Below are 21304 nucleotides of genomic sequence, written 5' to 3'. Positions count from 1 at the left end.
CGCGCAAGGCGAGCGGCAAGACCAAAGACCGAGGCACAGCAGAAGCTGAAGGCGTTGGTCCGGGACCTTGACGATGGCTTGCCCTCAGAAGACCGCGCTTACAAGGTGGCTCAGGCTGTGCCTCGACGGTCCGAATCGACGGTCGAGAAGCTGACGATTCTCGCGGAGGGACACGTGATCCCCGACCTCGGAGCGCGGAAGCTCGGCGAACTGAGCGCGGACGAAGTAGACAAGTGGCTCGCTGCGAAGGCGAAGATCCTCTCAACGCGGACTCTTCGCGACCTGCACTCGATCCTTCGGCGAGCAGTGGCGCGAGCCCAGAAGCGGGACAAGGTGCGACGGAACGTCGTACTGCTCTGCGAGATCCCCGAAGGTCTGGCAGGCAGGCCGTCGAAGTCGCTCACATTCAACCAGGCCGAAGCGCTTCTCAAGGCAGCCGAGCGGACGCAGCTACGGGCCTACATCACGTTGTCGCTGCTGATCGGCGCCCGGACCGAAGAGCTACGCCCACTCAAGTGGGAGCGCACGGACCTCGTCGGTGTGCCGGATGCGACACCGCCGATTCCGCCGCACATCATGGTTTGGCGTTCCGTACGGTTGGGTGGCGACACGAAGACCAGGAAGTCACGCCGCTCGCTCGCACTGCCTCAGCGGTGCGTCGAAGCGCTACGAGCCCAGCGCGCGAAGCAAGACTTCGCGCGACGTGTCGCGGGCGACCGGTGGCAGAGAACAACTTGGTGTTCGCGTCGGACGTCGGCACTGAGCTGGATGCGGCGAACGTCCGGCGCGGGTTCCGGAAGGTCTGCGCCAAAGCCGGGCTCAATCCAAACGAATGGACGCCGAGAGAGCTTCGTCACAGCTTCGCGTCATTGCTCTCTGACAGCGGCATGCCGATCGAGCAGATCTCTCAACTCATGGGCCACAACGGGACGGCTGTGACTGAGTTGGTCTATCGCCATCAGCTACGGCCGATCATCCAGGAGGACGCGAAGGCCATGGATGAGATCTTCAAGGATGATTCAGCGGCGTAGTCACCCAGATAAACACTCAGGGGCGGTTTCCCTTTGGTGGGAAACCGCCCCTGAGCAGCGTGGGCCCACCAGGACTTGAACCTGGGACCTCTTCGTTATCAGCGAAGCGCTCTAACCGCCTGAGCTATGGGCCCGAACGAAGAGAAGATTACAGGACGCCTTTCGGCGTCCTGTAACCGGGTCACTCTCGTTCGGAAAGGGTCACTTCCAGGCCTCCGGCGAGGTCGGCGGAGACGTTATAGATGAACGCGCTGACCGTGGCGAGGGCCGAGATCAGCACGATGTTGATGGCGCCGAGGATGGCCGCGATCCCGAAGACGCGGCCCGCGCTGATCAACGGGTCGGCCGGTGCGTCGGCACCTTCCCCGCCGACGAGCGACGAGTAGGTCCCGTTGAGTTTGTCCCACACGCCCATGCCGTCGAGGACGGTGTACAGGACGCCGACGGCGACGAGCCACACGAAGAACAGCGCGACGCCGAGGACGAGGGACAGTTTCAGCACCGACCACGGGTCGAAGCGTTTGATCTGCAGGCTGGCGCGACGCGGTCCGCGGCCGGGGCGGCGGAGCGCGGTGGGGGTGGCACGAGTGCGGGAGGCCGACGGGATGGCGGAGGAGGCGGGCTGCTCGCCCTCTCCGCTGTCGCCGAAGATCCTCTTCGCGGCCGTGCCGCTGACCCCGTGGTAATCGGTCACTGCTGTCGCGTCCTGCTTCGGTTCCGAGTGGGCCACGTCCTCGGTGGCGACCGAAGACACCGAGACCGTCTGCTCACTGGCGCCGTCGGCCTCCCCCGCACCGCTGTCGCGCTGCCAAGGCGGGCTCGACGAACCCGCCTGCGCGCCGCCTGCTTCGGGCTTCTCGGATGGTGTCACGAGGTGTCAGTCCTTACCCAGTACGTGAGGCGTCGCCTACTACTCCGACGCCGGGGTTTCTTCTCCTTCAGTACTACCTGCAGTGGCGACGTCTGAGGGCTCGTCCGCGTTGCGTGCGACCGCGAGAAGAGTGGTTCCTTCGTCGAGATTCATCAGCCGCACTCCCTTCGTCTGCCTGCCGGCCTTGCGCACCTGTCCGGCCGAAGTCCGGATCACCCCGCCGCTGGAGGTGATCGCGTAAAGCTCGTCTTCGGCGTCGACGATGACCGCGCCCACCAGCCTGCCACGTTTCCGGTCGTACTGAATGGTGAGCACACCCTTGCCGCCGCGGCCCTGGACCGGATAGTCGTCGGTCGGGGTGCGCTTGGCGTAGCCGCCGTCGGTGGCGACGAGGAGGAACCTGTCCGGCTGGACGACGTTGATGCCGAGCAGTTCGTCACCGTCGTTGAACCGCATGCCCAGCACACCGGACGTCGCGCGGCCCATCGGGCGCAGTGCCTCGTCGGTGGCGTGGAACCGGATCGACTGGCCTTCCGCGGACACCAGGAGCAGGTCGTCTTCCGCGGCCGCGAGCACGGCCCCGACCAGCTCGTCGCCTTCGCGGAGGTTGACCGCGATGAGGCCGCCGGCGCGGTTGGAGTCGAAGTCGGTGAGCTTGGTCTTCTTCACCAGGCCGCGCCGGGTCGCGAGCACCAGGTACGGCGAGACCTCGTAGTTCGGGATCTCGATGACCTGGGCGATCTTCTCGTCCGGCTGGAACGCGAGCAGGTTCGCGACGTGCTGACCACGCGCGTTGCGGTTGGCCTCGGGCAGGTCGTAGGCCTTGGCCCGGTAGACGCGGCCCTTGTTCGTGAAGAACAGGATCCAGTCGTGGGTCGAGCAGACGAAGAAGTGCTGGACGATGTCGTCCTGTTTCAGGGTCGCGCCCTGCACGCCCTTGCCGCCGCGTTTCTGCGATCGGTACAGATCGGTTTTCGTTCGCTTGGCGTAACCCGTGCGGGTGATCGTGACGACGACGTCCTCGACGGCGATGAGGTCTTCGACCGAGACCTCGCCGTCGAACGGGATGATCTTGGTGCGCCGGTCGTCGCCGTACTTGTCGACGATCTCCTGCAGTTCCTCGGCGATGATCGAGCGCTGCCGCTCGGGCTTCTCGAGGATGTCCTTGAGGTCGGCGATCTCGAGTTCGATCTCGGCCAGCGTGTCGACGATCCGCTGCCGCTCCAGTGCCGCGAGACGGCGGAGCTGCATGTCGAGGATCGCGGTCGCCTGGATTTCGTCGACGTCGAGCAGGCTCATCAGCGCGGGCCGGGCCTCTTCGGCCGAGGGCGAGCGCCGGATCAGGGCGATGACCTCGTCGAGCATGTCCAGCGCCTTGACCAGACCGCGCAGGATGTGGGCGCGCTCTTCGGCCTTGCGCAGCCGGAAGCGGGTCCGGCGGACGATGACCTCGATCTGATGCTTCACGTAGTGCCGGATCATCTGGTCGAGGCGCAGCGTGCGGGGCACGCCGTCGACCAGGGCCAGCATGTTGACACCGAAGTTCTGCTGCAGCTGGGTGTGCTTGTACAGGTTGTTCAGCACGACCTTCGCGACCGCGTCACGTTTGACCGTGACGACGATGCGCATCCCGCTGCGGCTGTTGGACTCGTCGGCGATGTCGGAAATGCCGGTGAGCTTGCCGTCACGGACCAGGTTCGCGATGTTCTCGACCAGGTTGTCCGGGTTGACCTGGTACGGCAGCTCGGACACGACCAGGATCGTGCGGCCCTTGGCGTCCTCTTCGACTTCGACGACCGCGCGCATGCGCACGGAGCCGCGGCCGGTGCGGTACGCGTCCTCGATACCGGAGTTGCCGAGGATCATCGCCTTGGTCGGGAAGTCCGGGCCCTTGACCCGGACCAGCAGCGCGGCGAGCAGCTCGTCGTCACTCGCCTCGAAGTTCTCCAGCGCCCATTTGACGCCGTCGGCGACCTCGCGCAGGTTGTGCGGCGGGATGTTCGTCGCCATCCCGACCGCGATCCCGGAACCACCGTTGACCAGCAGGTTCGGGAACCGCGCCGGCAGGACGTCGGGCTCCTGGGTGCGGCCGTCGTAGTTGTCGGAGAAGTCGACGGTGTCTTCTTCGATGTCCTGCAGCATGTGCATCGCGAGATGCGCGAGGCGGGACTCGGTGTACCGCATGGCCGCGGCGGGGTCGTTGCCCGGCGAGCCGAAGTTGCCCTGCCCGTCGATGAGCGGGTACCGCATCGACCACGGCTGGGCGAGCCGCACCAGCGCGTCGTAGATCGCGGAGTCACCGTGCGGGTGGTAGTTGCCCATCACGTCGCCGACGACGCGGGAGCACTTGTTGTACCCGCGGTCGGGGCGGAAGCCGGAGTCGAACATCGAGTACAGCACGCGGCGGTGCACCGGCTTGAGGCCGTCACGCACGTCCGGCAAGGCCCGCGACACGATGACGCTCATCGCGTAGTCGATGTAGGAGCGCTGCATCTCCTGCTGGATGTCGACCGGTTCGATCCGGTCGTGGTCCGGAGCAGGCGGCAAGGTTTCCGTCATGAGGTCCTTCTCGTGAGGGCAGTCCTGGTGGGACAGAGAAACGGGACGTGACTACACGTCGAGGAAGCGAACGTCCTTGGCGTTGCGCGTGATGAAGGAGCGGCGCGCTTCGACGTCCTCGCCCATCAGCACGGAGAACAGGTCGTCGGCCTGCGCGGCGTCGTCGAGGGTGACCTGGCCGAGCAGCCGGTTCGCCGGGTCCATCGTGGTCTCCCACAGCTCTTCGGCGTTCATCTCGCCGAGACCCTTGTAGCGCTGGATCGCGTCGTCCTTGGGGAGGCGCTTGCCCGCCTCGACACCGGCCTGGATGACGGCGTCGCGTTCCCTGTCGGAGTAGGCGTACTCCGGCTCGGCCCGCGGCCACTTGATCTTGTACAGCGGCGGGCGCGAGAGGAACACGTGCCCGTGCTCGATCAGCGGGGGCATGAACCGGAACAGGAAGGTGAGCAGCAGCGTGGTGATGTGCTGGCCGTCTACGTCGGCGTCGGCCATCAGCACGATCTTGTGATAGCGCAGCTTCTCGATGTCGAACTCGTCGTGGATGCCGGTGCCGAGCGCGGTGATCAGCGACTGGACCTCGTTGTTCTTGAGGACGCGGTCGATACGGGCCTTCTCGACGTTGATGATCTTGCCCCGGATCGGCAGGATCGCCTGGTACATCGAGTCGCGGCCTTCCTTGGCCGAACCGCCGGCCGAGTCACCCTCGACGATGTAGAGCTCGCATTCGGACGGGTTGGTCGACCGGCAGTCCTTGAGCTTGCCGGGCAGCCCGCCGATCTCCAGCGCGCCCTTGCGGCGGACCAGGTCGCGCGCCTTGCGGGCGGCCATCCGCGCCTGCGACGAGGAGATCGACTTGTTGATGATCGTCTTCGCCTCGGTGGGATTGCGCTCGAACCAGTCGGCCAGCCACTCGTTCGACGTCTGCTGAACGAACGTCTTCGCCTCGCTGTTGCCCAGCTTGGTCTTGGTCTGGCCCTCGAACTGCGGCTCGGACAACTTGATCGAGACGATCGCGGCGAGCCCCTCGCGCACGTCGTCACCGGTCAGGTTGGGGTCCTTCTCCTTGAGCAGCTTCTTCTCGCGCGCGTACGCGTTGACGACGCGGGTGAGCGCGGCGCGGAAGCCCTCTTCGTGCGTGCCGCCCTCGTGCGTGTTGATCGTGTTGGCGAAGGTGTACACCGACGGCGTGAAGCCGTTGTTCCACTGCATGGCGACCTCGACCTCGAGGCCGGTGCCCTTGGCCTCGAAGGAGATCACGCTGGCGTGGATCGGGTCCTTGCTGCCGTTGATGTGCTTGACGAAGTCTTCGAGACCGCCGGGGTAGCAGTAGGTCTTTTCCTTGACCCGCGCCGCCTGGCCGGAAGCGTCCTCTTCGGTCTCTTCGTCGGCGACGCGTTCGTCGCGCAGCGAAAGGGTCAAGCCCTTGTTGAGGAAGGCCATCTCCTGAAGACGCCGGGAGATCGTCTCGAAGTTGTACGTCGTGGTCTCGAAGATGTCGTCGTCGGCCCAGAAGGTGATCGTCGTGCCGGTGTCCTCGGCCGGGCCGAGGTCCTCCAGCTCACCGGGAAGCTGGTTCGTGTATTCCTGGCGCCAGCTGCGGCCGCCGTATTTGACCTCGGCGAGCAGCGTCTTCGAAAGCGCGTTGACCACGGAGACACCGACGCCGTGCAGACCACCGGAGACCGCGTAGGAGTCGCTGTCGAACTTGCCACCCGCGTGGAGCACGGTGAGCACGACCTCGAGGGTCGGCTTCTTCTCCTTGGGGTGCATGTCGACCGGGATGCCCCGGCCGTCGTCGACGACCCGCACCCCGCCGTCGGCCAGCAGGGTAACCTCGACCTTGGTGGCATGGCCCGCCATCGCCTCGTCGACGGAGTTGTCGACCACCTCTTGCACGAGGTGGTGGAGGCCGCGTTCTCCGGTGGAGCCGATGTACATACCGGGACGCTTGCGGACTGCTTCGAGGCCTTCGAGCACCGTGATCGACGACGCGTTGTACTCGCTCTTGTTCTCGGTCACAGGCGTTGATTCTCCTCGTCTACCCCGAGCGGAAGCTCGCTCGTCTCCAGTGTACTTGGCCGCGTCCGCTGACATGCGGCAAGGACACCCCTGATTTGCTCACAGGCGCGCTAATTCGTCCAAAGAAGAGTCTTGACGTTCGCGAAGCGCTCTGAGCGCCTTCTCGGGGCGCTGGTGGCACAGTTGCCGCGAAGTGCAACTCAGATCAGCCGTACGTGTCACGCGGACCACGTCCCGAGACGTGCCGCGGTCCTTTCCGCCAGCTCGGCGCCGTCGGCCCCTGGATCCGCATCCTCTTCACCACGCCGTGCCCGACACCGGCCGCGATCTTCGTCAGCAACTGACCCTGGAGCAGGCGCAGCTGCGTCGCCCACGCCGTCGAGCTGGCGCGCACGGTCAGCTCACCCTCTTTCAAGGCCACCGGCTGGGCGTGTTCGGCGACTTCTTCACCCACAAGCCGGGCCCAGTGGCCGAAGACCTGTCCGTTGGCCAGGCGCGTGTTCCAGCCGCGGTCGACCGCGATCCGGGAGGCGAGCCTGCCGAGCGGTTGCGGGTCGCGGGTGTCGGCACCCGGCCCTGACCAGCGACGACGTCGCGGGCTCTGCCCGTTCGCACCGGCCACGCCGCCGGCGACACGGACACGGCGGACGCCCGGTTCGACGCCGCGCGCCTTGGCTTTGGCCTTCGCGGCCTCCAAAGCGGCGTGCGCGAGGTCACGGCCGGTAGTCGCCTCCTTGCCGTTGGTATCGGTTGCGCCGTTCGATACCGGGACCTGTTCACCCTGCGTGTCTAACAGGTTTCCCTCACTCGGGTTGCCGCCCTTACGGGGGGTGTCAAGCCGCTTTTCAGGCCCCTTGCTCACGCGGGGCGATAACGCGTTCACGGTGTTATCCACACTGTCCACAGGTTTGTCCCCAGATCGGTGGGCAACTGCTTAGGCGCCGATCACCCGGGGTGTCCGCTTCGCCGGATCACCCTCGGTGGATCTCACCATCGGCCACGAGGAACCGGTGCCCGGCCAGTTCGGCGGGTACGTCCTCGTCCACGGCGGCGGTCACCAGCACCTGCTCGGCGCCTGCCGCCACCTCCGCCAGCCGGGCCCGGCGACGCCGGTCCAGCTCGGCGAACACATCATCCAGGAGAAGCACCGGTTCCCCGGCCTCGCCACGCAGGAGCTCGTAGCTTCCCAGACGCAATGCGAGGGCGAACGACCAGGACTCCCCATGGCTCGCGTAGCCCTTGGCCGGTGCTTCGCCGAGGACGAGGTCCAGCTCGTCCCGGTGCGGGCCGACCATGCTCACCCCGCGCTCCAGTTCGAGGTTCCGCGACCGGCCCATCGCCTCGACCAGCACTTCCTTGAGTACCGCTTCGTCGGCGCGAGGACCGTCCGGAACGCCGTAGCCCTCCGGCATCGCTTCGCCCAGGCTCGACTTGTAAGCGATCTTCGCCGGTCTCGAATCGGGCGCGACCCCCATGTACGCGGCGGCCGTGTACGGCGCGAGGTCCGCGATGAGGTTGAGCCGGGCCGCCAGCAACGCCGCCCCCGCCACCGAGAGGTGGTCGTCCCAGACGTCGAGCGTCGACAACGCGTACGGGTCTTCGCGACCCGTACGCCGCTTGCCCGCCGTCTTGAGCAGGGCGTTCCGCTGCTTCAGCACCTTCTCGTAGTCGGCGCGGACCCCGGCGTACCGAGGCGCGCGAAGCACGAGGAGTTCGTCCATGAAGCGGCGACGTTCCCCGGGATCCCCGCGCACGAGCGCCAGGTCCTCCGGGGAGAACAGCACCGTACGCAGGATCCCGAGTACGTCACGGGGCTTGCCGACCGCGCCGCGGTTGATCCGCGCCCGGTTCGCCTTGCCGGGGGTGATCTCCAGCTCGACCGTCAGTTCGCGGTCGTCGTTGACCACCGCGACCCTGATCAGCGCGCGTTCGCACCCGTGCCGCACCAACGGCGCGTCGGTCGCGACGCGGTGCGAGCCCAGGGTCGCGATGTAGCCGATCGCCTCGAGGAGGTTCGTCTTTCCGCGGCCGTTCTGTCCGACGAGGACGGTCGGGCCGGGTTCGAGCGCGAGATCGGCCTGTGGCCAGGACCGGAAGTCGGTGACCTGGAGATGTCTTAAGTACAAACCCCGCTCGCCTAGCCGCCGACCTTCTTGACCGAGTGTCCGCCGAACTGGTTGCGCAACGCGGCGACGGCACGCATGGCGGCGGAGTCCTCCTGGCGCGAGGCGAACCGCGCGAACAGCGCGGCCGAGATGACCGGCGCCGGGACCGCGTTGTTGATCGCCTCTTCGAGGGTCCACCGGCCTTCGCCGGAGTCCTCGACGTAACCCTCGAGGTCGTCCAGCTCCGGGTCCTCGTCGAGCGCGCGGACGAGCAGGTCGAGCAGCCACGAGCGGACGACGGTCCCGCGCTGCCAGCCCTTGATCACCGCAGGCACGTTCTCGACGACCTTCGCGGCTTCGAGCAGCTCGAAGCCTTCGGCGAAGGCCTGCATCATGCCGTACTCGATGCCGTTGTGAATCATCTTCGCGTAGTGACCGGAGCCGACGGCGCCGGCGTGCGAGAAGCCTTCTTCGCGCGGGCCCTCGGGGCGAAGCGCGTCGAAGATCGGCATGGCCTTCTCGACGTCCGAAGCCGCTCCGCCGACCATCAGGCCGTAGCCGTTGTCCTTGCCCCACACGCCACCGGAAACCCCGCAGTCGAGATAACCGATCTTCTTCGCCGCGAGCAGGTCGCCGTTGATCTTGTCGTCGGTGTACTTCGAGTTGCCGCCGTCGATCACGAGGTCGCCCTCGGACAGCAGATTGCCGAGCTCCGCGACGGTCTGCCTGGTGGGTTCCCCGGCGGGCACCATGATCCAGACGATCCGCGGACCGTCCAATTTGGACACCATGTCCTCGAGCGACGTGGAGTCGGTGACATCCGGGTTGCGGTCGTAGCCGACCACCTCGTGACCGGCGCCGCGCAGCCGCTCACGCATGTTGAACCCCATCTTACCGAGGCCGATGAGTCCCAGCTGAGCCATGAAGATCCCCTTTGGTGCGAACAGAAATGACGGCCGGTCAGCCAGGGAGGCGAACCGGCATCAGGAGGTACAGATAGCCGGGGACGACGTTGCCCTCTTCGTCGGCGGGCTTGATCAGCGCCGGCCGGTTCGGCGTGGTGAACGTCAGTTCGGCCCGGTTCGCGTTCAGCGCGCCGAGACCGTCGACGAGGTAACCGGGGTTGAACGCGATGGTCACCGGCTCACCTTCGTAATCGACCTGAAGCTCTTCTTCGGCCGAACCCTCGTCATCGCCACCGGCGGACAGCCGCAGCGACCCGTCCTTGAACTCCAGACGGACCTGGGTGCCACGTTCGGCGACCAGCGAAACACGCTTGATCGACTCGGCGAGTGCGGAGACCTCGATGACCGCGCGCGATGTGTGCTGCGCGGGCAGCAGCTGCCGGTACGGCGGGAACTCCGCGTCGAGCAGACGGGTCGTCGTGTATCGACCGGAGCCTGAGAGGCCGAGAAGGCCCTCGCCGCTGGCGAGCGCGAGACGGATCTTCGCGCCGCTGGCACCGAGCGTCTTCGCGGCCTCGGCGAGGGTGCGCGCCGGGACGAGCACCGCGGCGTCGGACAGGCCCTCGGCGGGCTCCCAGGTGAACTCGCGCATCGCGAGCCGGAAGCGGTCGGTGGCGACCAGGGTCAGCGAGGACCCGGAGATCTCAAGTCGCATCCCGGTCAGCATCGGGAGCGTGTCGTCCTTGCCCGCGGCGACGACGACCTGGGTGACGGCCTGGCCGAAGGCGTCGCCGGTCAGTTCACCGGCGAAGGCGGGCTGGGACGGGAGCTGCGGGTAGTCCTCGACCGGCATGGTCGGCAGGGAGAAACGCGCGGAGCCGCAGGTGATGGTCGCGCGGGCGCCGTCGACGGAGATCTCGACCGGCTGCGCGGGCAGCGACTTGGTGATGTCGGCGAGGAGGCGGCCGGAGACCAGGAGGCGGCCGCCGTCGGCGATCGTGGCCGGGACCCCGACCGTGGCGGAGACCTCGTAGTCGAATCCGGAGACGGTGAGTGCGTCCGTCGTCCCGTCGGATCCCGCATCGAGCAGGACACCGCCGAGAACCGGGACCGGAGGCCGCGACGGGAGGCTTCTCGCCACCCACGCGACGGCGTCGGCCAGCCCGTCACGCTCGACGCGGATCTTCATGCGCGCTTCCTTTCGACAGCCGAGCCCCTGACGGCTCGAAAGCTCAACGGGTCACCGCGGCCGGAGAGCGCGATGGCCAGGTGCCTCGCAGGTTCGTTCGGTCCGTGCGAGGACGCGAACGCACGTCGACACGCAGACCAGGTGCAGGGACCCACGTTAGGCCGTCCCCGGGGTCCACGTCACTTCGGCCTCCCCTTGCTTTTGTCGACAAGACGACACGGCTCACCGGCTGTCCCCAGATTCGTCCTCCGCCTGTTTTTGTTTTGTTCTCTTCTAGAGAAGAAGAAAAGACAGCAGTAGTAATAGGTGCTGTGGATTGTGTGGACAAGCCTCGTTCGCGCAGGTCCGGACGCCTCCGAGGCTGTGGACTCCGGGTGTGGACGGACGGTGGACAGCTCGGGTCGTCGGTGGATGGTTTCGGGCCGCGCTCGATCTATCCACATTCGGCCCGGGTTGTCCCCATGGTTATCCCCAGATGTGGGGCGGTTTGTACCCAGGGCTGTGGGCGGGGTTCGTGACCGGAATCGCTCGGGAGAGTGATGGGAGCGGCCCGCGTCACCCTTGTGCACAGAATGTGGGCAACCTGGGGACAGCGTGTGGATCACGGTGTGGAAATGCTGTGGACTGCCTGTGAGTGCGATGTGGACGGAAAACCGATCGCCGCTGGTCTCGCCGTCGCCGGAGTTGTGCACAAAGTACCCACAGCATGTGGATTTCCTTTGTACACAAGGGAAACGCGAAGCGCACCTACGCCTACTTCACTCGCTTCGCGCCCTTCGGTCATATCCCCGACGTACCCACTCTTCGCGGTCTCACCCACGCTTCAGACCTATGTGGACACGACGAAGGGGCCCCACCTAGCCGGTGAGAGCCCCTGAACCTCTTGTGTGCTAACGGATTAAGTACTGAAAAGTGCTGGTGGCTGCGGGGTCTCCCCAAGGGCGCCCCGCGCCCGACGGAGACTTCACCCGTCGAGCGCCCTCTTTTGGCCGAAGGCCACGGAAACGTGATGAAGGGGCGCACTCCGCTCCCAACCTGAGTTGCAAGCGGCCCGGCGCCCCTTCGGCACGTTTCCGTCAGCGCGAGATCAAAAACTACTGCCTTGCGCGCTGCTTGATGCGCGACGTCAGCTCCTGCACCTGGTCGTAGATGCGCCGTCGTTCGGCCATCTCCTTGCGGATCTTCTTGTCCGCGTGCATGACCGTCGTGTGGTCGCGGCCGCCGAAGGTCTGCCCGATCTTCGGCAGCGACATGTCCGTCAGTTCGCGGCAGAGGTACATCGCGATCTGACGCGCGGTCGCGAGCGCCTTCGTCTTGCCCGGCCCGCAGAGGTCGTCGAGCGTCACGTCGAAGAACTCCGACGTGACGCCCATGATGGTCGGTGCGGTGATCTCCGGCGCGTGCGAATCCGGGATGAGGTCGCGAAGCACGATTTCGGCGAGCGCGACGTCGACCGGCTGCTGGTTCAGTGACGCGAAGGCGGTGACGCGGATGAGCGCGCCTTCGAGTTCCCGGATGTTCGCCTCGACGCGCGAAGCGATGAACTCCAGCACCTCGTTGGGTACCGCGAGCCTGTCCTGCGCGGCCTTCTTGCGAAGGATCGCGATACGCGTTTCGAGTTCGGGCGGCTGGATGTCGGTGATGAGGCCCCACTCGAACCGTGTGCGCAGCCGGTCTTCCAGCGTTTCGAGGCGCTTCGGCGGGCGGTCGGAGGAGACGACGATCTGCTTGTTCGTGTTGTGGAGGGTGTTGAAGGTGTGGAAGAACTCTTCCTGCGTACCTTCTTTGCCTTCCAGGAACTGGATGTCGTCGACGAGCAGGATGTCGACGTCGCGGTAGCGGCGCTGGAAAGCGACCTTGCGGTCGTCCCGCAGCGAGTTGATGAAGTCGTTCGTGAACTCTTCGGTCGACACGTAGCGCACGCGCATACCGGGGAACAGCCGCTGGGCGTAGTGCCCGACCGCGTGCAGCAGGTGGGTCTTCCCCAGTCCTGACTCTCCCCAGATGAACAGCGGGTTGTACGCGCGCGCCGGTGCTTCGGCGACCGCGACCGCGGCCGCGTGCGCGAAGCGGTTCGACGCACCGATCACGAAGGTGTCGAACGTGTACTTCTCGTTCAGTTTCGTCTTCGACGTCTGCGGCTGCGCGGGCGCGGTGTAGGGCTGGCCGGCGATCGGCTGGCCGGAGAACGTCGGCCAGATCTCGGTCACGGCGGCGAGGGCCTCGCCCTCTTCGTCGACTTCTTCGTCGCTGTCGTCGCCGTCGTTCAGGCTGTTGTCCACCGGCTGCTGCCTGGGCTGCCTCGGAGGCCTCGGCTTCGGCGGCTCGGGCCGGGGCCTGGTCGGGGACAACATGCCTTCGCCATCGGGCAACGGCGGCGTACCGGGCATCGGGCCGGAACCGTTTTCCACCCGGCCGGGTGACGCCTCATAGCGGGGGCCAGGCGCGGAGGGCGGCATCGAGGTATGCGTCTCGGTGCTGTCGACCTTCACCGCGAGGGAAACCGCGCGGCCGAGCCGTCGCGAAAGGGCTTCGGTGATCGCGCCGCGAAGGGCGCGCTCGATCGCTTCTTTGGCGAAGTCGCTGGGGGCGGCGAGCAATGCGGTGCCGTCGAGCAGGCCGATCGGCCTGGTCACCCGCATCCAGGCGCGCTGCTGCGGGGAGAGGGTGCCATCGGACAGCTCGCGTACGACCTGTTCCCAGATGACGCCAAGATTGTGCTGGTGATCGGACACCTGCCTGACTCCCCTCCCCTCGTCGGTGCGCGCGGACACCCGGGAACACCGCGCTCCGAAACACCGGGTCGGGCGCCATCATGGCCCGATCAGCTCATGCGCACAGCAAATATCCACATAGTTGTCCACAGCTGTGCACTAATGTACGGCGGCCCGCGACGACGCCACCTGCGGGATCGACGTAGGCAGGCGGGACGCCTCCACATCCCGAGGCCACCCGGGCGTCCGCACCGTTCCACCTCGGTGAAAACCCGGGAGAGGCACGCTAACAAGCCCCGCCCTTTGCCACAAGGCATCCTCGCGCGCAAGCATTTCACGGTGTACTGCGCGTTGCCATTCGATGCCCTCGCGTCGCGGTGGTCACTCTCCACGGCCCGTCGCGGTCGGTGGCCGAGGGGGTGCCTGCCGGACCCGGGCGGTGGGTGCGTACCCTCGTAAGGTCTCCCGTATACAGCGGGGGCGTTTCGCGTGCCCACGTTGTCGTCGCTCGACGTGACGAGGCCACACGTTGGTAGGAGACACCACAGACTGCCGTGCGTCAGCACGACACGCCAGGAACGGGTCGAACCGCTCCCGGCGGCCGATGAAACAGGAGAAGTAAGTCGTGAGCAAGGGTAAGCGCACCTTCCAGCCGAACAACCGCCGACGCGCCCGGGTCCACGGGTTCCGGCTTCGGATGCGGACTCGCGCCGGCCGGGCCATCCTGGCGGCTCGCCGTCGCAAGGGCCGCGGCGCACTGTCCGCCTGATCCGGCCGCCGTCGAGGGACGTCGTGCTGCCGGCCGCCGCGAGGTTGCGGCGCAGTGAGGATTTCCGTGCCGTGATGCGGCGTGGGGCCAAGGCAGGCAGGCGCCGCCTCGTCGTCCATGCGTTGACCACGGACCCGCCCGATGCCGCCGAAGCGGCGCGGGCGGGTTTTGTGGTGAGCAAGGCCGTGGGCAACTCGGTGGTCCGCCACCGGGTCACCCGCCGGTTGAGGCATCTCATTTCCGCCAGGATCGGAACACTGCCGTCGGGAAGCTCGTTGGTGATACGGGCACTACCTCCGGCCGCGGACGCGTCCAGCGCGGAACTCGGCTCGGACCTCGACGCGTCGTTGCGACGTCTCGGGCTGTCCGGGCCATCCGTGTCCAGCGCTGTCACCGGGAAGTCCCGCCAGACGCGACCCCCCGACAACGGATCAGCGGTGTAACGACATGCGAGCCACCGAAAGCGAGACCACCGAAGAAGCCCGCCCCGGCCCGGTGGCCTGGGTGCTGCTCCTGCCCGTCAAGCTGTATCGCAAAGCGATCTCTCCCTTCCTTCCTCCGGCGTGCAGGTTCTACCCGAGCTGTAGCGCGTACGCCGTAGAGGCACTGACCCGGCACGGCGCCGGCCGCGGCACTTATCTCGCGGTCCGGCGACTGTTGCGCTGCGGCCCGTGGACTCCGCCCGGCCGCGACCCGGTACCCGAGGTTTTCTCGTGGCGCCGCCGCCGACCTGAAACACCGATCGAGGAGTAGCTCAGTGCTCGACTTCATCTACTACCCCGTGTCCTTCATCTTGTGGTGTTGGCACTGGGTCTTCGGGCAGATCTTCGGCGAGGCGAACGCGGTTTCCTGGATCCTCGCGATCATCTTCCTGACCTTCACCGTCCGCGGCATCATGTTCAAGCCGTTCGTGAACCAGGTCCGGTCGATGAAGAAGATGCAGGACTTCGCACCGGAAATGAAGAAGGTGCAGAAGAAGTACGCGAACGACCGGCAGCGCCAGGCGATGGAGATGCAGAAGCTCCAGAAGGAGCATGGCGTCAACCCGCTGGGCAGCTGCCTGCCGATGTTGCTTCAGATCCCGGTCTTCATCGGCCTGAACCACGTGCTGCGGATGTTCACCATCAACCCGGTGCACCCGGGGCAGCCGAAGACCGAGAACTACTTCTTCAGCCAGAGCGGTGTCGAGTCGTACATCAACGCGAAGCTGTTCGGGGTCAACCTCGGTGACGCCATCTACACCGGTGTCGACATGGTCAGTGGCGGCAACGCGCCCACCGGCTTCCACTGGCACGTCGCGCCGGTCGCCATCCCGCTGATGATCGTCGCGAGCATCGCCACGCACCTCACCGCGCGTCACTCGGTCCAGCGCCAGAACCCCGAGTCGGCGACGCCGCAGACCGCGATGATGAACAAACTGACGATGTACATCTTCCCGTTCGGTGTCCTCATCTTCGGTGCCCTCTTCCCCATCGGTCTGCTCATCTACTGGCTCGCGAACAACGGCTGGACCCTGATGCAGCAGCGCCTCGTCTACACGAAGATCGACAAGGAAGAAGAGGCCCGCAAGGAAGCCGAGAAGGAGAAGCGCGCGAACCTCGGCCCCAAGCCCGGCCAGAAGCCGACCGCACCGCGCCCCGGCCAGAAGCCGGTCCAGCAGAAGAGGAACAAGCAGTCCTCCGGTGGTCAGGTCAAGAAGGCGGGTTCGCCCCACGGCTTCGCCCAGACCGCTTCGTCCACTGCGGAGAAGAAGGACGACAAGAACGCATCAGCCGAGCCGTCGACGAACGGCTCGAAGGAGAACGGCGCGGACACGCCCGGTCTCATCGCGGACTCGACCAAGAAATCGGGCCGGAAGCGTCGCTGACGCCGATCCGGCCTGGAGAGGAGACCAACAATGGCGGAGACGATCGACACGATCGACGCCGAAGAGAACAGCGCGCCCGAGGTCGAGGACGCGGCTGCGGAGACCGGCGGCAAGGGAGGTGTCGACGACGACGTCCTCGTGAAGGAGGGCGACATCGCCGGCGACTACCTCGAGCGGCTGCTCGACCTTCTTGACTACGACGGTGACATCGACCTCGATGTCGAAGCGGGCCGCGCGATCGTCAGCATCGACGGTGGCGAAGACCTGGAGAAGCTCGTCGGCCCGCGCGGCACCGTGCTCGAGTCGCTGCAGGAGCTGACTCGGTTGGCGGTCCAGCAGGAGACCGGTTCGCGGAGCCGCCTGATGCTGGACATCGCCGGCTGGCGCGCGGACCGTCGCGAGGAGCTTCGCGAGCTCGGCCGCTCGACCGCCGAGACGGTGGTCTCGTCCGGCGAGCGGGTCCGGCTCCAGCCGATGAGCCCGTTCGAGCGGAAGGTCGTGCACGACGCGGTCGCCGCGGTCGACGGGGTCAAGAGCGAGAGTGAAGGAGAGGACCCGAAGCGCCGGGTCGTCATCTTCCCCGCCTGACAGTTCTCTTGAGAGAAGCGGCCCACCGGTGATCCGGCGGGCCGCTTCTTCGTTGGCGGGGCGAATTACAGGCGTGGCGTTTCACGTGAAACGCGGGACTCGTCGTCGAGGCGAGTGGAGTTGTCCACAACTTCGGTCTGTCTCCCCGCTTTGCGGTCAGCGTCATGGACAATCAGTGAACCGCGTTTCACGTGAAACGGCGTCGAGGGTTGAGGAGCAAGAGTGGGCTTGGACGGGGTCGCCGCATCGGTACGGAGTGCGGCGTCGGAAGTGTTCGGAGACCGCGTCGAGCAAGCCGTCGGCTACGTCGAACTCCTGGAGCGCCACGGCGTGGAGCGCGGGCTCATCGGTCCCCGTGAGGTCGACCGGCTCTGGGAACGACACGTCTTGAACTCCGCTGTGATCGGCGAGCGGATCCCTGACGGCGCCCGCGTGGTAGACGTCGGGTCGGGCGCGGGGCTTCCGGGTGTGCCGCTCGCGATCAGCCGACCGGACCTCGATATCGTTCTGCTCGAACCGATGGCCCGCCGCGTCGACTGGCTGGCCGAGGTTGCCGAGAAGCTGGAACTCCCGATCACCATCGTCCGCGGGCGGGCGGAAGAGCGGCAGGTACGCGAGGAGCTCGGTGGCGCGGATGTCGTCACCGCCCGGGCGGTCGCTCCCTTGGCCCGGCTCGCGAACTGGTGTCTCCCGCTCGTGCGTCCCCAAGGCACTCTGGTCGCCCTCAAAGGAGCGAGCGCCGGAGAGGAAATCGAACGCGATCGCGTCGCCGTCCGGAAGGCCGGCGGTGGCGAGCCGGAGGTCTTCGAGTGCGGCACCAAGGTGCTCGAGGTTCCCAGCACGGTCGTCGTGATAAGTCGATTGCTTCTGAGGCCGCGCGGCAGGCGAAGCTAGACCAGTTCCACGTGAAACATCGCAGAACGACTCCAACGTCTAATACAGAGGAGGCTCGAGACCGGTGACTCCCCCACCGTCCGACCCTGTGAGCTCTAGCAACGAGATCGGCTGGACGCCGATCGCTGAAGAGGCCGTCCGGGCAGCCAGCGTGCTGCACCCCAAGAAGGGGGCACTTCCCCGACCGAACCGCCGGCGCGTGCTGACGGTCGCCAACCAGAAAGGCGGCGTCGGCAAGACCACGAGCACGGTCAACCTCGCCGCCGCCCTGGCCGTCCACGGGCTCAAGACGCTCGTGATCGACCTCGATCCTCAGGGCAACGCGAGCACGGCGCTCGACATCGAACACCGCTCCGGTACGCCGTCGATCTACGAGGTGCTCATCGGTGAGGTCACGCTCGTCGAGGCGGCCGCGCAGAGCGAGCAGTCGGAGAACCTCTACTGCGTGCCCGCGACCATCGACCTGGCGGGTGCCGAGATCGAACTCGTGTCGATGGCGTCCCGCGAGATGCGGCTCAAGGAGGCGCTCTCGTCCGAGATCCTCGACGAGATCGACGTCGACTACGTCTTCATCGACTGCCCGCCGTCGCTCGGTCTGCTGACCGTCAACGCGATGGTCGCCGCGCAGGAGGTGCTGATCCCGATCCAGTGCGAGTACTACGCGCTCGAAGGTCTGGGGCAGCTGCTGAGCAACATCGAGCTCGTCCAGAAGCACCTGAATCGCGAACTCAGCGTCTCCACGATTCTGCTCACCATGTACGACGGCCGGACGAAGCTGGCCGATCAAGTGACGAACGAGGTCCGGAATCACTTTGGGGACACTGTTCTCAAGACGGTGATCCCGCGCAGCGTGAAGGTTTCCGAAGCGCCGGGCTACGGACAGACGGTCCTCGCGTACGACCCGGGTTCCCGGGGCGCGATGAGCTACGTGGACGCGGCGAAGGAGATCGCCCAGCGTGGAGCGGAGATGAAAGAAAGGAACGGTACGGCATGAGCGAGCGCAGAGGGGGGCTCGGGCGCGGGCTCGCCGCCCTGATCCCCACCGGTCCGCCACCGGGCTCTGCGGCCCCGGCCGAGAACGGCTCCGCCGCGGCCCCCGAGCCTGCGACCGGCCCGGCGGGGCCGGACGACAAGGGCTGGTTCGCAGCCAACGGCGCGGCCGATTCGCACGGCGGAGCGGTGGCCGGTGCGGTCTACCGCGAGGTCCCGCTCAGCCAGATCAAGCCGAACCCGAAGCAACCGCGGCAGGTCTTCGACGAAGACGCGCTCAGCGAGCTGGAGCACTCGATCCGCGAGTTCGGGCTCATGCAGCCCATCGTGGTCCGTGAGCTCGGCACCGACGAATACGAACTCGTCATGGGTGAGCGGCGCCTGCGCGCGTCGCAGCTGGCGGAGCTGGAGGCGATCCCGGCGATCGTCCGCCAGACCGCCGACGAGGCGATGCTGCGTGACGCGCTGCTCGAGAACATCCATCGCGTTCAGCTCAACCCGCTCGAAGAGGCGGCGGCGTATCAGCAGCTGCTCGACGAGTTCGCGGTCACGCACGAGGAGCTGGCAGGCCGGATCGGGCGCAGCCGCCCGGTCATCACGAACACGATCCGCTTGCTCAAACTCCCCCTCGCGGTCCAACGACGGGTCGCGGCCGGGGTGCTTTCGGCGGGACATGCACGGGCACTGCTCTCTCTCGAGGACGCCGACGCTCAAGAAGAGCTGGCCGCGCGAATCGTCGCGGAAGGCATGTCGGTCCGCGCGACCGAGGAAGCCGTCACGCTCAAGAAGAGCGAGAAGCCGGCCAAACCGAAGCCCGCTCCCCGCAAGCCGATCCAGGCGCCAGGTCTCCAGGAACTGGCGAACCGGCTTTCGGACCGGTTCGACACCCGGGTGAAGGTCGACTTGGGCCGCCGCAAAGGCCGGATCACGCTCGAATTCGGGTCGGTAGACGATCTTGAACGCATCGTGGCACTCATGGATGAAAATCGGGCAAATCAGACACGCGAAACCGATTAGGGATCACCCCAGGTCGTTTTGTCACGGTGACGATTGCTAAGTGCTGATGGTCAACTCACGCTGAGGGCTTGAACTGGGGGCAAGTGTGAAGGGACTCTTCGACGGTCGAAATCCGCGCGCGGTGGTCTTCGACTGCGACGGATTGCTCATGGACACCGGATGAAAAAGCTTTGGTGATCGGCAATTCGCTGCCAGCCGCCGCGTCCGCGATGGCGGAGGTGTTCGGCGAACCCGACAGCGGCGCGGAGATCGCAGACGAGTTGCTGAGGTTGGTGACCGAGGTCGTCACTGCGAAGGCAGAGGCGATGCCCGGCGCGCGTGAGTTGGTCGAACTGACCGCCGCCGCCGTTCCGGTCGCCGTCGCGAGCAACTCGCCCCGAACCCTTTTGGAAGCAGCTCTCGTTCGCGGCGGGCTTTCGGCGATGTTTCCCGTGAAACTGGCCGCCGACGAGGTGGCCGCGCCGAAGCCGGACCCGGTGATGTACTTGACCGCCTGTGCTCTCTTGAACGTCGAGCCTGCCGACGCGTTGGCTCTCGAAGACTCCATGACCGGTCTCCGATCGGCGCGGGCGGCAGGGGTGTCTGTCATCGGGGTGCCCACGCCGAAGGATCAGGACTTTCCCGCCGATGTCGTGATCGGATCCTTGCGCGATGAAGATCTGCTGACCTGGGTGCGTGGGTGGCCTCGGCGATGACCTCGTCAACGGGCTCGCTCGCGCAGGTCGCCTCACTGCCGAGCAGGAAGCCTTCCGCCGGACGACCAACGACTGGTACGACGCGAACTTCAAAGGGGACCTGCCCGCGTGGGCAAGTCCCCTTCTTCGCTTTCAGGTCAGCTCTTACGGGAAACCGCTCGTCCGACGAGGTCGGCGAAGACCGATCCGAGGGTGGCGCCGCCCGCCTCGATCGCCATGGGCACGATGGACGTCTCGGTGAGGCCCGGCGAGGGGTTCACCGCGAGGAAGTAGACCGTGCCGTCCTCGGTGATCACGGCGTCGGTGCGTGAGATGTCGCGAAGCCCGAGCTGACGGTGCGCCGCGACGGCCAGTTCGCTGACCGCCTTGGCGGCGTCGTCGGAGATCCGCGCCGGGGTGAAGAAGTCGGTCAGTCCGGCGGTGTAGCGAGCGGTGTAGTCGTACACGCCGCTCTCCGGAACGATCTCGACCGCGGGCAGGGCCTCGGGCCCCTCGGAGCCTTCGATGACCGTCACGGCCACTTCGACACCGCTCACGAACTTCTCGGCGAGGACGGTGTCCCCGTAGGCGAAGCAGCCGACCATCGCGGCGGGCATCTCCGCGGCCTCCTTGACGACCTGGGCGCCCAATGCCGAACCACCCTGGTCGGGCTTGAGGATCAGGGGCAGGCCCAGTGTCTCGACCATCGCGTCCAGGACGGCCTGCGCGCCGAGTTCACGGAAGGTGCTGTGCGGCAACACGACCCAGTCCGGCGTGGTGAAGCCCGCATTGGCGACCAGCGCCTTGGCCGTCGGCTTGTCCCACGCGCGTCGGCAGCCCTGCGAGCTGGTGCCGACGTAGGGCACGTCGAGCATCTCCAGCACCGTCTGCACCGCGCCGTTCTCCCCCTCGCCACCGTGAAGGGCGATGATGGCGGCGTCGGGGCGCTGGGTACGAAGACGTTCGAACAGGCCCGCGTCGGTGTCCCACTCCTCGACGATGAGACCCTCGGCCCGCAGCGCGACCGAGAGCCGCCGCCCGGAGCGAAGAGAGACATCGCGTTCGTGGGAAAGTCCGCCTGCGAGTACGGCAACGGTGCGGTCGTCCACCGA

The 21304-nt window shown here is 66.6% G+C and carries 19 protein-coding genes and 1 tRNA gene; 10 read left to right on the top strand and 10 right to left on the bottom strand.

Going from position 1 to position 21304, the window contains the following annotated elements:
* Window positions 1–719: 719 nt before the first annotated feature.
* Entirely contained in the window at window positions 720–1031 is a 312-nt protein-coding gene (locus BS329_RS44705) for a site-specific integrase (RefSeq protein WP_244197296.1), read from the top strand.
* A gap of 60 nt (window positions 1032–1091) precedes the next feature.
* Here BS329_RS44705 and BS329_RS25910 read toward each other — a convergent pair.
* The 9 genes from BS329_RS25910 to dnaA form a co-directional block, all read right to left on the bottom strand.
* Window positions 1092–1165: transfer RNA gene (locus BS329_RS25910), tRNA-Ile, on the bottom strand.
* A gap of 47 nt (window positions 1166–1212) precedes the next feature.
* A complete protein-coding gene (locus BS329_RS25905) occupies window positions 1213–1902 on the bottom strand; it encodes a DUF3566 domain-containing protein (protein WP_076163867.1) in 690 nt (229 codons plus the stop codon).
* A 39-nt stretch (window positions 1903–1941) separates the two neighbouring features.
* Window positions 1942–4461 (bottom strand): DNA gyrase subunit A, encoded by a 2520-nt coding sequence (gyrA, locus tag BS329_RS25900; RefSeq protein WP_076163866.1) that lies wholly within the window; start codon window positions 4459–4461, stop codon window positions 1942–1944.
* A gap of 51 nt (window positions 4462–4512) precedes the next feature.
* Window positions 4513–6480 carry a DNA topoisomerase (ATP-hydrolyzing) subunit B gene (gyrB, locus tag BS329_RS25895; RefSeq protein ID WP_076163865.1) on the bottom strand — a complete coding sequence of 656 codons (1968 nt, stop codon included), beginning with the start codon at window positions 6478–6480 and terminating at the stop codon, window positions 4513–4515.
* Window positions 6481–6685: 205 nt separating this feature from the next.
* A complete protein-coding gene (locus tag BS329_RS25890) occupies window positions 6686–7342 on the bottom strand; it encodes a DciA family protein (RefSeq protein ID WP_425266375.1) in 657 nt (218 codons plus the stop codon).
* A 109-nt stretch (window positions 7343–7451) separates the two neighbouring features.
* Complete coding sequence (gene recF, locus BS329_RS25885; protein ID WP_076163864.1) at window positions 7452–8606, bottom strand: DNA replication/repair protein RecF; 1155 nt, start codon at window positions 8604–8606, stop codon at window positions 7452–7454.
* Window positions 8607–8617: 11 nt separating this feature from the next.
* Window positions 8618–9508 (bottom strand): phosphogluconate dehydrogenase (NAD(+)-dependent, decarboxylating), encoded by an 891-nt coding sequence (gene gnd, locus BS329_RS25880; protein WP_076163863.1) that lies wholly within the window; start codon window positions 9506–9508, stop codon window positions 8618–8620.
* A 37-nt stretch (window positions 9509–9545) separates the two neighbouring features.
* Window positions 9546–10679: a DNA polymerase III subunit beta gene (gene dnaN, locus BS329_RS25875; RefSeq protein WP_076163862.1), complete on the bottom strand. Its 1134-nt coding sequence runs from the start codon at window positions 10677–10679 to the stop codon at window positions 9546–9548.
* A gap of 1094 nt (window positions 10680–11773) precedes the next feature.
* Window positions 11774–13414 carry a chromosomal replication initiator protein DnaA gene (gene dnaA, locus BS329_RS25870; protein ID WP_076163861.1) on the bottom strand — a complete coding sequence of 547 codons (1641 nt, stop codon included), beginning with the start codon at window positions 13412–13414 and terminating at the stop codon, window positions 11774–11776.
* A 604-nt stretch (window positions 13415–14018) separates the two neighbouring features.
* Between dnaA and rpmH the strand changes: the two genes are divergently transcribed.
* The 9 genes from rpmH (at window position 14019) to BS329_RS25825 (ending at window position 20213) form a co-directional block, all read left to right on the top strand.
* Window positions 14019–14162, top strand: coding sequence for a 50S ribosomal protein L34 (gene rpmH / locus BS329_RS25865; protein WP_005154511.1), 144 nt, complete (start codon window positions 14019–14021; stop codon window positions 14160–14162).
* A 23-nt stretch (window positions 14163–14185) separates the two neighbouring features.
* On the top strand, window positions 14186–14605 hold the full coding sequence (gene rnpA, locus BS329_RS25860; protein WP_076163860.1) for a ribonuclease P protein component: 420 nt from the start codon (window positions 14186–14188) through the stop codon (window positions 14603–14605).
* 4 nt (window positions 14606–14609) lie between these two features.
* On the top strand, window positions 14610–14915 hold the full coding sequence (yidD, locus tag BS329_RS25855; protein ID WP_076163859.1) for a membrane protein insertion efficiency factor YidD: 306 nt from the start codon (window positions 14610–14612) through the stop codon (window positions 14913–14915).
* A gap of 4 nt (window positions 14916–14919) precedes the next feature.
* A complete protein-coding gene (gene yidC / locus BS329_RS25850) occupies window positions 14920–16029 on the top strand; it encodes a membrane protein insertase YidC (protein ID WP_076163858.1) in 1110 nt (369 codons plus the stop codon).
* Between the two features lie 30 nt (window positions 16030–16059).
* Complete coding sequence (locus BS329_RS25845; protein WP_076163857.1) at window positions 16060–16617, top strand: Jag family protein; 558 nt, start codon at window positions 16060–16062, stop codon at window positions 16615–16617.
* A 222-nt stretch (window positions 16618–16839) separates the two neighbouring features.
* The gene (gene rsmG, locus BS329_RS25840; RefSeq protein WP_076163856.1) at window positions 16840–17511 is read left to right on the top strand and encodes a 16S rRNA (guanine(527)-N(7))-methyltransferase RsmG; all 672 of its coding nucleotides are present in this window, start codon (window positions 16840–16842) and stop codon (window positions 17509–17511) included.
* Between the two features lie 64 nt (window positions 17512–17575).
* Window positions 17576–18505 carry a ParA family protein gene (locus tag BS329_RS25835; RefSeq protein WP_076163855.1) on the top strand — a complete coding sequence of 310 codons (930 nt, stop codon included), beginning with the start codon at window positions 17576–17578 and terminating at the stop codon, window positions 18503–18505.
* The gene (locus BS329_RS25830) at window positions 18502–19518 is read left to right on the top strand and encodes a ParB/RepB/Spo0J family partition protein (protein ID WP_076163854.1); all 1017 of its coding nucleotides are present in this window, start codon (window positions 18502–18504) and stop codon (window positions 19516–19518) included. Before BS329_RS25835 ends, BS329_RS25830 begins: the two co-directional genes overlap by 4 nt.
* A 173-nt stretch (window positions 19519–19691) precedes the next feature.
* Window positions 19692–20213 carry an HAD family hydrolase gene (locus BS329_RS25825; RefSeq protein ID WP_244197295.1) on the top strand — a complete coding sequence of 174 codons (522 nt, stop codon included), beginning with the start codon at window positions 19692–19694 and terminating at the stop codon, window positions 20211–20213.
* A 137-nt stretch (window positions 20214–20350) separates the two neighbouring features.
* Here the strand turns inward: BS329_RS25825 and BS329_RS25815 are convergent, their stop codons facing one another.
* The gene (locus tag BS329_RS25815; protein WP_076163852.1) at window positions 20351–21301 is read right to left on the bottom strand and encodes a D-alanine--D-alanine ligase family protein; all 951 of its coding nucleotides are present in this window, start codon (window positions 21299–21301) and stop codon (window positions 20351–20353) included.
* Window positions 21302–21304: the final 3 nt, after the last annotated feature.

Source organism: Amycolatopsis coloradensis (genome assembly GCF_001953865.1).
Lineage (GTDB): Bacteria > Actinomycetota > Actinomycetes > Mycobacteriales > Pseudonocardiaceae > Amycolatopsis > Amycolatopsis coloradensis.
Note: the sequence above shows the minus strand (reverse complement) of the source record. Positions and strands in the feature narration are given on the sequence as shown.